Genomic DNA, 12,841 nt, shown 5'->3' on the forward strand with positions numbered 1-12,841 from the left:
GGCATCATGCAGGAGTCTGGGGAGCGGGTCGGAGAGTTCGGGGGAGGGGGTGCCGGGCGGGGTGGGGAGTTCGAGGAGTTGCGGCCCATGTTGTTCTCCATCGCCTACCGCATCCTCGGCAGCGTCGCCGAGGCCGAGGACGCCGTCCAGGAGACCTGGCTGCGTTACGAGGCTTCCCCGGTCCGTCCCGCCTCGGTCAAGGCGTACCTGTCCGCCATCGTGTCCAGGATCGCGATCGACGTGCTGCGCTCGGCGCGGGTGCGGCGGGAGGAGTACGCGGGGCAGTGGTTCCCCGAGCCGCTGCTGGCCGACCCGTACGAGGACCCGGAGCGCTCGGCGGAGCTGGCCGACTCGGTGTCGATGGCGGCTCTGCTGCTGCTGGAACGGCTCAGCCCGCTGGAGCGGGCGGTGTTCGTGCTGCGCGAGGTGTTCGGGTTCGGCTTCGGTGAGGTCGCCGCCGCGGTGGGACGTTCGGAGGCGGCCTGCCGCCAGCTCGCGGTGCGGGCCCGTCGCCACATGGACGCGGGGCGGGCCCGTTTCGCGGCCGACCGCCGGGAACGCGAGGAGCTGGCCGGTCGCTTCTTCGACGCCTTCCGCGAAGGGGATGTGGCCGGGCTGCGTGAGCTGCTGGCCGCCGACGTGCAGATGGTCGGCGACAGCGGCGGCAAGGCCCCGCTGTGGGGTGCGGGCATCGTCGGCGCGGCGAACGTCGCCCGGCTGCTGGCCTCGATCGCCGGGCCGTTCGTCCGCATCGGCGGCACGGTGCAGCCGCACGAGGTGAACGGCCAGCCGGGCGCGATCTTCCGCGATCGGGACGGCAAGGTCGTCAACACGCTGTCGCTCGACATCCTGGACGGGCAGATCCAGATGATCCGTTCGGTGATCAACCCGGACAAGCTGCGGCATCTCGGCCCGGTCGCGGACGCCTGGCGGGTCGTCCGCGAGGCGAACCAGGCCCGCCGCTCGGAGCCCTGAGCCCGCCCGTCGAAGACGGCGAGCCCCACCGGAGGAGGGCGGGCCCGGCCCGGGCGGGCGGTGGCGGGTCAGACGGCCGGGCGGTCGGGCGGTGGGTGGTCAGGTGGTGGGGGCGGTCTCGTGGACGATGCCGTCCCTGATCTCCAGGACGCGGTCGGCGAGCGTGATCAGGCTGGGGTCGTGCGTGGCGACCAGGGCCGTCACGCCCTCGCTGCGCACCAGCGCCCGCAGCAGCTCCATGATCTGCCGCCCGGTCTGCGAGTCGAGCTGCCCGGTCGGCTCGTCGGCGACCAGCAGCCGCGGCCGGTTGGCCAGGGAGCGGGCGATCGCCACCCGCTGCCGCTGGCCGCCGGACAGCTCGAACGGCCGCTGGTTGGCGTGCTGCTCCAGCCCCACCAGGGCGAGCAACATGCGCACGCGGGCCTCGCGCTCGTCGGCCGGCATCCGTACCAGCCGCATCGGCACCCCGACGTTCTCGGCCGCCGACAGCACCGGGATCAGGCCGAACGACTGGAACACGAAGCCGATCACGTCGCGGCGCAGCTCCAGCAGCGCCTCCTCGGACATCGCCGTGACGTCCTGGCCGGAGACCAGCACCCGGCCCGCGTCCGGCCGGTCGAGGCCGCCGATCTGGTTGAGCAGGGTGGTCTTGCCGGACCCGGACCGGCCGCGTACGGCGACCAGCTCGCCGGGGCGGACGGCGAAGGACACCTCCCGCAGCGCCACCACCTCCTTGGGCCCGCTGCGGTACACCTTGCGCAGGCCCTCCACCAGGACCAAGGGCTCATCGCTCATCGTCGGGCTCCTCCCGGGCGGGCCACACGCCGATGTGGTCGGGCTCCAGCTCCAGCCGCACCCGGCGTTCCATGTTCAGCGCGTTCATGAAGTCGCGGGGGAGCTGCAGCCGGCCCACGCGGTCGAGCACGGCGTACTCCTCGGCGACGATCTCCCCCTCCGCGCCCTCGCGGCGCAGCGTCTCGCTGCTGGTACGCCCGTCGCGGATGCCGATCGTGCGGTCCACCTGGGAGGCGACCAGCGGGTCGTGGGTGACGATGACGACGGTGACGCCGAGCTGCCGGTTGGCGGTGCGCAGGGCCTCGAAGACCTGTTCCGAGGTCTCGCTGTCCAGCTCGCCGGTGGGCTCGTCGGCCAGGATGAGCTGCGGGGAGTTGGCCAGAGCGACGGCGATGGCGACGCGCTGCTGCTCGCCGCCCGACATCTCGGGAATCTTGCGGTCTGCGCAGGAGGCCACGCCCAGCAGCTCCAGCAGGTCCATGGCCCGCCCGCGGTCCCCGCGCGGCATGCCGGCCAGCTTCATCGGCAGCTCGACGTTCTCGCGCGCGTTCAGGTACGGCAGCAGGTTGCGCGCCGTCTGCTGCCAGATGAACCCGACCACCGAGCGCCGGTAGCGCAGCCGGTCCTTCGGCGTCATGGACAGCAGGTCCATGCCCGCCACCCGGGCCACCCCGGCGGTCGGCACGTCCAGCCCGGACAGCACGTTGAGCAGCGTCGACTTGCCCGACCCCGAGGCGCCGACGACGGCGACCAGCTCGCCCTCCTCGATCACGAGGTCCAGGCCCTGCAGCGCGACGACCTCGACGCCCTCGGTCTTGTAGATGCGGACGAGGTTGTCGCAGACGATGTGCGCGTCGCCGCCGAAGGCCGCCTTCCCGCGCGCGGCCTCGGCCTCCAGCTCGGACAGAGTGGGATTCATGGAGGTTCCTCCGGCAGTCATGACAGGTCTCCCGCGCGCAGCGCGTCGCCCAGGCCGCGCCGCCGGTTGAGCGCGGTGTGCGCGTACGCGCCGAGCACCGCGACCATGGCCAGCCCGGCGGCCAGCGCCGCGGGCGTGAGCAGGCCGGGGTCGTACCCGCCGACGGGCAGGTCCCCGGCATAGGCGGACAGGTCGATGCCGGGCCCGAGCGCGGCCGGCAGGCCCAGCCCCAGCGCGAGCCCGGCCGCGGCCGTCACCAGCACCATCGGCAGCACCTCCAGCATGGTCAGCCGCCGCGCCTGCCGGTCCGACAGGCCGAGCGTGCGCAGGAACGACACGGTACGCGCCCGGTCGGCGGCCCCCACGACCAGCGACAGGACCACCGCCACCAGGGCGTAGAACGCGAGCGCTGCGGTCACCACGGCGAGGGTCGTGCGCACCGCGCCGGTCAGCGGGTCGTCGCGGATGGCGGCAAGGGCCCGCTCCTGGGACTCGACCGCGCCGGACGGGACCAGCCGCGCCAGCGCCTCCGGCGCGACGTCGCCCTTGACCAGGAGCGTGTTGACGGCGGGCCGGGTCAGCACGGTCATCGGCAGCACGAGGAACTTCCCGCCGCGGGCGAACCCGGGCACCGACTCGGCCACGCCCTGGACGCGGACCTTGACCCGCGACTGCCACCCGACGTCGAGCGTCCCCCGCCCGCGCAGCTCGGGCGAGACCAGCGCGGACCCGCCGCGGGGCGGCTCGGGCAGGGCGACGGGCGCCCCGTCGAGCAGCCGCCGCCACTGCGCGACGTCCACGGCCAGGGCTTCGGCGCTCTCGCTGGCGTAGCCGAGCTGCACCCGCCCGGTCTGGGCGGTCACCACCTGCTCGACGCCCGGGGTCGCGCGGATCCGGTCGATCGTGGCGGCCGGGATCTCGATCGGCGAGGTGATCCTGATGGGCGCGCCCACCTGCTGCCAGGACGCGAGCCGCTGCGTCCCGTCGATGCCGTCCGCGATCACCGCCGCGAACACCGACACGGCCAGCGCCGGCAGCAGGATCAGCACCGGCAGCCCGCCGGCCGCCCGGGCCCGCGCGGCCCGCGTCAGCCCCAGGAACGGCACGGCGGCCCGGCCGCGCGCGGCCACCCGCACGAGCAGCCGCAGCGGGTACGGGTAGCAGCGCGCCGTGACCAGCGCCGCCGCCAGCGTCAGCGCGATCGGCACCAGCAGCAGGAACGGGTCCAGCCCCGCCGCCGCCGACAGCCCGCGCTGCCGCAGCAGGTACGCCCCCGCCAGCGCGAGCACCACGACCAGCACCTCGACCGTGATCCGCCGCGCCGACGGCCGGGCGGCGGCGCCGTCGCCGCGCCGCTCGTGCAGCGGCGCGCGGTGCGCGAGCGCCGTCCGCGCCGCCGCGAACCCCACCCCCGCCACCAGCACGAACGCCGGCCCGAGGTGCGCCACCGGGAGCGCCGGTCCCGGCACGAGGCCGGCCAGCGCCCACCCGGCGAGCACGGCCGGCCCGACCGCGACCGCGGTCAGCGCCGCGCCCGTCCCGGCGACCTGCCGCAGCGACCCGCCGCGCGCCCGGGCCAGCGCCAGCGCCTGGTCCAGGCGGTCGGTCAGCAGCCGCACGCCGAGCACGATCACGCCGAGCGCGACCGCGAGCAGCCCGGCGAGCACCAGGTACATGACGGTCTGGGCGGTGGTGAGAGCCGCGGCGAAGTCGCCGAGCAGCTTGGGCAGGCCGGTCTCCAGCCGGTAGGGGCCCGCGCTGGTGGCCTGGAGGGTGAGCAGGCGGCCGAGCTCGGCGACCCCCGCCTCGACCTCGGACACGCTCATCGCGCTCGCCGCCCGCGCGTTCACCGGCAGCACCCAGCGGTAGGTCAGGTTGCGGGCCTCGCCGCTCAGCGCGGCGAGGCCGGCGTCGGAGATGAGCGTGGTGGTGTGGAACTCGAAGTCCAGCTCGCCGGGCGGCTGCAGCTTGGTGACGTGCAGGAGGTCCTGGTCGTGGCCCCAGGCGCGGTCGGACGGGTCCTTGGCGCGGAAGACGCCGACGACGCGGACGGCGGCGAAGTCGCTCTCGCCGAGCGTCCTGGTCTGGCCGACGCGCAGGTCCATCTGCCGCACGGCCTCCTCGACGACGCCCACCTCGAACAGCGGGATCGTCTGCCCGCGGAAGCGCGTGGTGGACGGCGCGCCGGGCGCGCGGCCGGCGACCCACTCCACCCGCCGGCCGGCGTCGGACAACCAGCCGAGGTTGACGTAGGTCTGCCCGCCCGTCCCGGTGACCGGCGTGCGGCTGGTCTTGGCGCTCATGTGCCCGGCGGCGACCAGGGGACGCAGCGCGGCGGGCAGCAGCGGCCGCAGGCGCCGCTCGCGTTCGGCGAAGGCGGCCGGGTCGCGCAGGTCCTCACGGGGCGAGCGGGACTCGCCGGCCACGGTCAGGTCGGCCTGTACGGCGGGCGCCGCGCTCAGCGCCTCCCGCAGCGCCCGGTCGTAGGCCCCTTGCGTGGCGCGGGGCAGCCCCGACACCAGCAGGCAGGCGAGCGCGCTCAGCGCGAACAGCACGGCCAGCGTGCCCGCGTGCGCCCGGGCCAGCAGCGCGATCCTCACCGGTCCTCCAAGATCTGCCCGCGCCGCAGGCGCCGCGCCAGCCCGGCGACGATCGCGAACAGCACCGCGGCCACCGCCGCCAGCATCAGCGCCGTGGCCCCCCACGGGATCTCCAGCAGCACGCCGGGCGTGACGGCCGAGGCCTGCCCGGTCAGCACGATGTGCGGCACGACCAACGCCGCGACGGCCACGGCGAGCCCGGTCCCGGCCGCCAGCGAGAGCCCGACGACGAACGCCTGCTCCACCGCCAGCAGCCCGAACAGCTGCCGCGAGCCGGTGCCGAGCGCCCGCAGCACCGCGAACTCGGCCCTGCGCTCCCGCGCCGCGACGGCCGCGTTCACCAGGAAGCCGAGCGCGGCGAACACCAGCGCCGCGCCGAAGCCCAGCATCAGCGCGCCCTGCAGGCCGCTGGCCAGGGGGTCGTCCTGGAGCGCCGCCGCCAGCTCGCGCTCGTCGACGACGGTGACGTCCCAGGCGGGCCGCTCGCGGAGCGCGGCGCGGGCGGGCGCGGGGTCGGCGGCGGCGAGCCACCACTCGGTCGCCGGCCTGGGCGGCTGCGCCCCGGCCAGCTCGTACGCCTGCAGCGTCCCCCAGTCGGCCAGCAGCGCCTGCTGCCCGGCGGCGGCCGTCGGCATGCTGTCCACCACGCCCACCACGGTGACCTGGAGCACCCGCCGGTCGATGCTGGCCGGGCCGGTCTGTCCGGGGGACAGCTTGAGGGCGGCGGCGAGGTCGGCGGTGAGCACGACGGGCAGCGGCCCCGGCGCGGCGGCCGTCCCGAAGGCCGCGCCGGCCGGCCGGTCGCCCGCGCCGATCGACGCCGTGGCGCCGGGCACCTCGCGGCCGCCGGCGCTCACCCCGGTCACCTTGAGGGAGGCGGCCTCGCGGGACGCGCCCGCGATCACGCCGCGCAGCGTCAGCGGGTAGGTGATCTTCCCGGTGCGCCCGGCCAGCTCGCGCAGGTCGAGATCCACCCGGTTGTCCCCGGGCCGCAGCGTGCCGAGCGGCAGGTCCCGCCACACGCCGAGCGCGTCCGACAGCACCAGCCGGGCCGGCAGCGCGGCGTCCGCCTCGGCCCGCACGCTCAGCGTGACCGGCTCGCCAGGCAGCTCCAGCCCGCCGGGGCGGGCTCCGGCGAGCGCCCTGGACAGCTCGGCGACCGGCCGGTCCGACAGGTCGGGGCGCAGGTGGAACAGCTCGCCGAGGCGGGCCGCGTCCAGGCCGAGCAGCAGCGCGCTCGCGCCGCTGACGTCGCTCTGCCCGCGGAAGGCGGGGGAGAAGGCGGTCACGCCGGGCAAAGCGGTGAACGCCGTGCCGCGCCCGAGCGCCCCCAGCTCCGGCCCGTCCGGCGGCCCGGACAGCCGCAGGTCGGCCCCGGCCTGGTGGCGGGCCTGGTCGAGCTGCGAGGCCCGCCAGGTGGCCGCGGTGGCCATGGAGACCACGCCGATCGCGATCGCCATGGTGAGCAGCAGCGCCGGGCCCGCGTACGTGAGCGGCCGGCGGCTCACCTGCCAGGCGCCGAGCGCGGGCGCCAGCGAGCGCCGCCGCGAGGTGATCCGCGCGGCCAGCCGGGACACCCGCGGCACCAGCCGCAGCCCGAGCATGCCGCCGGTGAGCAGGGCCAGCGCGGGCCCGGAGATGATGAGCGGGTCGATGCCGAGCCCGCCGCCGGCCGTGACGGTGACCGGCGCGCCGTAGCGGCGCAGCTGCCAGATCGCGAGGCCGGCCACCACGAGCAGCGCGAGGTCCGCGCCCGCCCGCTCGACCAGCCCGCGCCCGCCGCGCCCGCGCGCCGCCTGCTCCTCCACGTACGTGCGCCGCGCCCCCGCCAGCGCCGGCAGCGCCAGCAGCCCGGCCGCGGCCAGCGCCACCGCGAACGACACCAGGAACGTCCCGAGATCGGCGGACGGCGTCAGCCGCACCCCCGCCGACCTGATCCACGGCAGCGCGCTGACCAGCGTCAGCAGCGGCGGCCCGAGGAACGGCGCGACCACCGCGCAGGGCAGCGCCACCAGCAGCGCCTCGCCTCCGGCCAGCGCCGCGAGGCGGCCGGTGCCCGCGCCGCGCGAGCGCAGCAGCGCGACCTCCATGCGGCGGTGCTCGGCCAGCAGCCGGGCGGTCAGCATCAGCGCGTACGCGGCCAGCAGCAGGAGCTGGAGCACCGGGATCAGCATGGTGGAGCGCGCCACCAGGGACGCGGTGTCGAGCTGGGTGAGGATCTCGGGCAGCCGGCCGGTCGCCGAGCAGGTCGCGCAGCCGCCCTCCTTGAGGCGGTCGCCGACCCCGGCGAGCGCGCCGGCCAGCGGGCGCAGCCGTTCGGGCGTGAGGGCGCTGAGGTCGGGCTCGGCGGTCCAGGTGGCGTTGACGCTGGTGGCGAAGCGGGCGAGGAAGGTCTCGCGGGGGATCATGAGCGGGCCGTACGTGGTGAACTCGCCGCGCTCGACGCCCCTGCTGAGCAGCTGCTCGTTCGCCCATCGCTCGCCGGCGGGGTCGTCGAGCTGGAAGACGCCGACGACGCGCACGGTGACCGGGCGCGGGTCCAGGCGGCCCTTGGTGGTGAACTCGCGGCCGACCTCCAGCCCCGCCGCCGAGGCCGCGGGGAGCGAGAGCGCCGCCTCGACCGGGCCGGGGCCGGGGCGCGGCCAGCTTCCCGAGACGAGCCTGGCGTGCCGGTCGAGCCCGTCGTGGCTGCCGAACCTCAGCAGCTCCGGCTGCGGCTCGCCGTCCTGGCCCGGCATGACGTAGGAGTCGGAGCGGAAGCTGGTGGTGAACGCGGGTGCGGTGCCGTAGGCGCGGGTGAGCTCGTCGCGGACGGCCCGGTCGTAGCGGGGGAAGGTCTCGGCGGTGACGGGGGTGCTGACGACGGCGGCGGTCTGCCGGAAGGAGGCGGTCTCCATCGCCCGGCGCACGCCCGCGTCGGCGATGGAGGAGGCGTACATGGTCAGCGCGACCAGCGTGGTGGTGGCCAGCAGGATCGCCCCGAACGCGGCCAGCAGGAGCAGCGGCTCGCTGAACGCCCTCTTGACGACCAACGGCCCCCGCATCCGTCCCCCTTCACCCGTTTAGTGAACCTTCGGGGAGAGGGCGGAGGGCAAGCAAGGTGATCTAGGGAACGGTGACGGAGACGATACGGGCATGTGATATCGAAACCGTGACAAAACCATCGATAGAACAAGAACGCCGCCCCCTAAGGGAGCGGCGTTCGTCCTGCCTCGCTACGTCACTTGGCGGCGAGAGCGGCGGCCTGCTTGGCGATCGCCGACTTGCGGTTGGCGGCCTGGTTCTTGTGGATGACGCCCTTGCTGACGGCCTTGTCGAGCTGGCGGGCGGCCACCCGCTGAGCCGCGACGGCCTGCTCCACGTCGCCCGACTCGGCGGCCTCGCGGAACTTGCGGACGGCGGTCTTCAGAGAGGACTTGACCGCCTTGTTGCGCAGACGAGCCTTCTCGTTCTGCTTGTTGCGCTTGATCTGGGACTTGATGTTCGCCACGAAGAAGCCTCGGTGAAAGTCTGGGTGATGGATGGGGCGCGCGGGCTCGAGAGAGGGCGCGCCACACACGCAGTTGAACAGGTTACCAATAACCCAGGCGGCTCCTCAAATCAACAGCCTGGGTGCATGGGCTTTCATGAGTGTACGGCCATCCAGCGGGTCATGTACTCGCGCCAGTCCTCCTCCGTGGCGGCGAAGTCGACGTACAGGGCGAGGCCGAAGCGCTCGCGGCGGCCGTGGTCGGACAGGGCCAGCCGGGCGCCTTCGGCGGCCATGGCGACGCTCTCGGCCGCGTCCAGCCAGGGCAGGCCGTGGTCGTGGTAGGCGGGCGCGCCGATGAGCAGGTGCTTGTCCGGCGGGACCAGGTCGAGGGCCAGCTCCGCCTGGCGGGCCGCGTAGCCGCCGTACAGGGACCGGGCGGGCGTGCCGGAGTCGTAGGTCATGACGGCGACCTGGTCCACGCGCGCGACGACCTGCCGGAAGTAGCCGCGCGACCAGTACTTGTCGTGGCCGAGCAGGCCGCGGGCGGCCAGCCGCAGGCCCGGGTACGGCTCGATCTGGGGGACCGAGGTGGACAGCAGGCCGGTGAGCGGGCGGGTGTGGTCGAGGAGGTCGAGGAAGTCGGTGTCGTCGTCGCCGACGGGCTCGAAATTGTAGTGGATGCCGTCGTAGCCCTGCTTCATGATCGCGGCGACGCCGGCCAGGACGTTGCCGCGGGACTTCGGGTCGTCGAGGTCGAGGCCGTTCTTCACGGCCTGGCCGAGCCAGGCGGAGACGCGGACGCCCGGCAGATATTTATGCATCCATTGAACAAAATTTCGGGCGTTGGGGTATTTGGCGGGGTCCAACCGGCCGTCCCATTCGAAAGGACCGGAGTGGACGTACACGTCCTTGACCCCGGTGGCGCGCAGCCGCTGCGCCAGCCGCTCGACGTCGGCCTCGGCGCGGCGGCCGTCCACCCACATGTGGCCGAGCCACAGGGCGTCGTTGCCCGTGCTCTTCGCCCAGGCCGCCGGGGCACCGGTAAACTGGAGGCGGAGCGCGGCGGCCAGCAGGGCGGCCAGCGCCACCACGACGGCCGAGGCCAGCGCGAGCAGGCGCAGGCCGCGGCGGATGACGGTTCGGGCAATCACCCGGGCATGTCACCATGAAAGACTGCTCGCCCTCAACCCTGTCGAAACGGACTTCGGTGCGCACTCAGCCTGGCCAGACCGACCCCGCGTTGATCCGCAACTTCTGCATCATCGCGCACATCGACCATGGCAAGTCGACCCTTGCCGACCGGATGCTGCAGATCACCGGCGTGGTCGACGACCGCTCCATGCGCGCCCAATACCTCGACCGGATGGACATCGAGCGCGAGCGCGGCATCACGATCAAGTCGCAGGCGGTCCGCCTGCCGTGGAACGGCCACGTGCTCAACATGATCGACACGCCGGGCCACGTCGACTTCACCTACGAGGTCTCCCGGTCGCTGCAGGCGTGCGAGGGCGCGATCCTGCTGGTCGACGCCGCCCAGGGCATCGAGGCGCAGACCCTGGCCAACCTCTACCTGGCCATGAACGCCGACCTGCAGATCATCCCGGTGCTCAACAAGATCGACCTGCCCGCCGCGCAGCCGGAGAAGTTCGCCGAGGAGCTGGCCGGGCTCATCGGCTGCGACCCGTCCGACGTGCTGAAGGTCTCCGGCAAGACCGGCGAGGGCGTGCGCGAGCTGCTCGACCACGTGGTCGAGACCATCCCCGCGCCCGTGGGCCGGGCCGACGCCGCCGCCCGCGCGCTCATCTTCGACTCCGTCTACGACACCTACCGGGGCGTGGTCACCTACGTCCGGGTCATCGACGGCCACCTGAGCAAGCGCGAGCGCATCCTCATGATGTCCACCAGCGCCACCCACGAGACGCTGGAGATCGGCGTCATCTCACCCGAGCCCAAGCCCGCCGACCTCGGTCTCGGCGTCGGCGAGGTGGGCTACCTCATCACCGGCGTGAAGGACGTCCGCCAGTCGCGGGTCGGCGACACCGTCACCTCCGCCGCCAAGCCCGCCGGCGAGATGCTGGCCGGCTACGAGCACCCCAAGCCGATGGTGTTCTCCGGCCTCTACCCGATCGACGGCGACGAGTACCCCGAGCTGCGCGAGGCCCTCGACAAGCTCCAGCTCAACGACGCCGCGCTGGTCTACGAGCCCGAGACCTCCGCCGCGCTCGGCTTCGGCTTCCGCGTCGGCTTCCTCGGCCTGCTGCACATGGAGATCGTGCGCGAGCGGCTGGAGCGCGAGTTCGGCCTGTCGCTCATCTCCACCGCGCCCAACGTGATCTACCGGGTCGTCATGGAGGACGGCAAGGAGTTCACCGTCACCAACCCGTCGGAGTTCCCGGCCGGCGGCAAGATCGCGACGGTGTTCGAGCCGGTCACCAAGTCCACGATCCTCGCGCCGTCCGAGTTCATCGGCGCGATCATGGAGATCTGCCAGGGGCGGCGCGGCCAGCTCCTCGGCATGGACTACCTGTCCGAGGACCGCGTCGAGATCCGCTACACGCTGCCGCTCGGCGAGATCATCTTCGACTTCTTCGACCAGCTCAAGTCGCGCACCCGCGGCTACGCCTCGCTCGACTACGAGCCGGCCGGCGAGCAGGAGGCCGACCTCGTCAAGGTCGACATCCTGCTCCAGGGCGAGCCGGTCGACGCCTTCAGCGCCATCGTGCACAAGGACAAGGCGTACACCTACGGCGTCGACATGGCCAAGAAGCTGCGCGAGCTGATCCCGCGGCAGCAGTTCGAGGTGCCCATCCAGGCCGCGATCGGCGCGCGGGTCATCGCCCGCGAGAACATCCGGGCCATCCGCAAGGACGTCCTCGCCAAGTGTTACGGCGGCGACATCTCGCGTAAGCGCAAGCTGCTGGAGAAGCAGAAGGAAGGCAAGAAGCGGATGAAGATGGTCGGGCGCGTCGAGGTGCCGCAGGAGGCCTTCGTCGCCGCGCTGTCCACCGAGTCCAGCTCCGACAAGCCGAAGAAGTAGCGCCTCAGGGGTCTGCGGCGCTCAGAGGTTCAGCAGCGCCGGCCGGCGGGCGAGCGCCCGCCGCCTTCCTGAACTCCTGCCCGATCCGTGACGTGCGCCCCTCGCCTCACTCGAACCCGCACGTCACGTACGCCGGCGGCACGCGGGCACTCCCAGTAGGCGTGGCCGCCGTCATGACCGCTCCTCCAGCCAGGCGTGCGACTTCGGGGTGAGGTAGCGCAGGCCGTCGTCGCCGAGCTCCACCCACTCGCCGCGCGCCCACCCGCCCGTCGTCTGCGGGGCGAAGCCGTGCCGCTGGAACAGCGCGGACGCCTCCTTCTGCGTGAGGCCGCGCCGGCCCCACTCGCGGATGACCCGCGCCGTGCGCTCGTCCTCGCCGGCCTCCTGCTCGTCGCCGAGCGCCCCCGCCAGCTCCTCCAGGCCGCGCGCGAGGGTCCGCAGCGCGCTCTGGATCCTCGGGACGTCCATCGTATCGCCCTTCGATCGGTAGCGATTGCCGTTCCATGGTAGGGGATACGCTGAAAGCATGGAAGTGGTGCAAACGGCGCGGATGCTGCTGTCTCGCGTCACGGCCGACGACCTGCCGGCCGTGCACGAGCTTCACGCGGACCCGCGTACGAGCATGTACAACCCCGCCGGCCCCTCCCCGGACCTGGAGTCCAGCCGGGCGATGCTGGACCTGTGGCTGGCCGACTGGGACGAGCGCGGGCTCGGCTACTGGGCGGCCCGCCCCTTGGGGCAGCCGGACGTGCTCGGCTTCGGCGGCCTGCGGCACGCGGTGGTGGACGGCGCCGAGGTCCTCAACCTGTACTACCGATTCCGTCCGTCGGCCTGGGGCCACGGGTACGCCGTGGAACTGGCGCAGGCGGCCCTGCACGTCGGCAAACGGCTCGGGACCGTCGTGGCGGTCATCAGGGACGTCAACGCGCCGTCGCTGCGGGTCGCGGAACGGGCGGGCATGCGGCGGGACCGGGCGATCCCGTACGGCGGCGTCCCGAGCTACGTCTACGTCGCCTGACCGCCCCGGGCGGCCCCGGCCGCTT

10 protein-coding genes are annotated in these 12,841 nt (G+C 73.8%); 3 read left to right on the forward strand and 7 right to left on the reverse strand.

Going from position 1 to position 12,841, the window contains the following annotated elements; genetic code table 11:
- The first annotated feature begins 6 nt into the window (after positions 1–6).
- Positions 7–975, forward strand: a complete 969-nt coding sequence (locus MF672_RS39720; protein ID WP_302893357.1) for an RNA polymerase sigma-70 factor — start codon at positions 7–9, stop codon at positions 973–975.
- 99 nt (positions 976–1,074) lie between these two features.
- Here MF672_RS39720 and MF672_RS39725 read toward each other — a convergent pair whose 3' ends face one another.
- The 6 genes from MF672_RS39725 to MF672_RS39750 form a co-directional block, all read right to left on the reverse strand.
- Positions 1,075–1,770 (reverse strand): ABC transporter ATP-binding protein, encoded by a 696-nt coding sequence (locus MF672_RS39725; protein ID WP_242381869.1) that lies wholly within the window; start codon positions 1,768–1,770, stop codon positions 1,075–1,077.
- Positions 1,760–2,689: an ABC transporter ATP-binding protein gene (locus tag MF672_RS39730; protein WP_242381870.1), complete on the reverse strand. Its 930-nt coding sequence runs from the start codon at positions 2,687–2,689 to the stop codon at positions 1,760–1,762. Before MF672_RS39730 ends, MF672_RS39725 begins: the two co-directional genes overlap by 11 nt.
- 17 nt (positions 2,690–2,706) lie before the next feature.
- Positions 2,707–5,289, reverse strand: a complete 2,583-nt coding sequence (locus tag MF672_RS39735; RefSeq protein WP_247815660.1) for an FtsX-like permease family protein — start codon at positions 5,287–5,289, stop codon at positions 2,707–2,709.
- Positions 5,286–8,333, reverse strand: coding sequence for an FtsX-like permease family protein (locus MF672_RS39740; protein WP_247815661.1), 3,048 nt, complete (start codon positions 8,331–8,333; stop codon positions 5,286–5,288). The genes MF672_RS39735 and MF672_RS39740 overlap by 4 nt, the downstream gene beginning before the upstream one ends.
- Before the next feature lie 176 nt (positions 8,334–8,509).
- Entirely contained in the window at positions 8,510–8,779 is a 270-nt protein-coding gene (gene rpsT, locus MF672_RS39745; RefSeq protein WP_173528861.1) for a 30S ribosomal protein S20, read from the reverse strand.
- Positions 8,780–8,913: 134 nt separating this feature from the next.
- Positions 8,914–9,912: a glycoside hydrolase family 18 protein gene (locus MF672_RS39750; protein WP_242377769.1), complete on the reverse strand. Its 999-nt coding sequence runs from the start codon at positions 9,910–9,912 to the stop codon at positions 8,914–8,916.
- A 14-nt stretch (positions 9,913–9,926) separates the two neighbouring features.
- Here MF672_RS39750 and lepA point away from each other — a divergent pair, with 14 nt between their 5' ends.
- Positions 9,927–11,798 carry a translation elongation factor 4 gene (lepA, locus tag MF672_RS39755; RefSeq protein WP_247815662.1) on the forward strand — a complete coding sequence of 624 codons (1,872 nt, stop codon included), beginning with the start codon at positions 9,927–9,929 and terminating at the stop codon, positions 11,796–11,798.
- A gap of 171 nt (positions 11,799–11,969) precedes the next feature.
- Here lepA and MF672_RS39760 read toward each other — a convergent pair whose 3' ends face one another.
- Positions 11,970–12,266, reverse strand: a complete 297-nt coding sequence (locus tag MF672_RS39760; protein ID WP_242377765.1) for a hypothetical protein — start codon at positions 12,264–12,266, stop codon at positions 11,970–11,972.
- Positions 12,267–12,324: 58 nt separating this feature from the next.
- On the opposite strand from MF672_RS39760, the gene MF672_RS39765 reads away from it, so the two are divergent.
- Complete coding sequence (locus MF672_RS39765; protein ID WP_242377764.1) at positions 12,325–12,816, forward strand: GNAT family N-acetyltransferase; 492 nt, start codon at positions 12,325–12,327, stop codon at positions 12,814–12,816.
- Positions 12,817–12,841: the final 25 nt, after the last annotated feature.

Source organism: Actinomadura luzonensis, assembly GCF_022664455.2.
Classification (GTDB): Bacteria; Actinomycetota; Actinomycetes; order Streptosporangiales; family Streptosporangiaceae; genus Nonomuraea; species Nonomuraea luzonensis.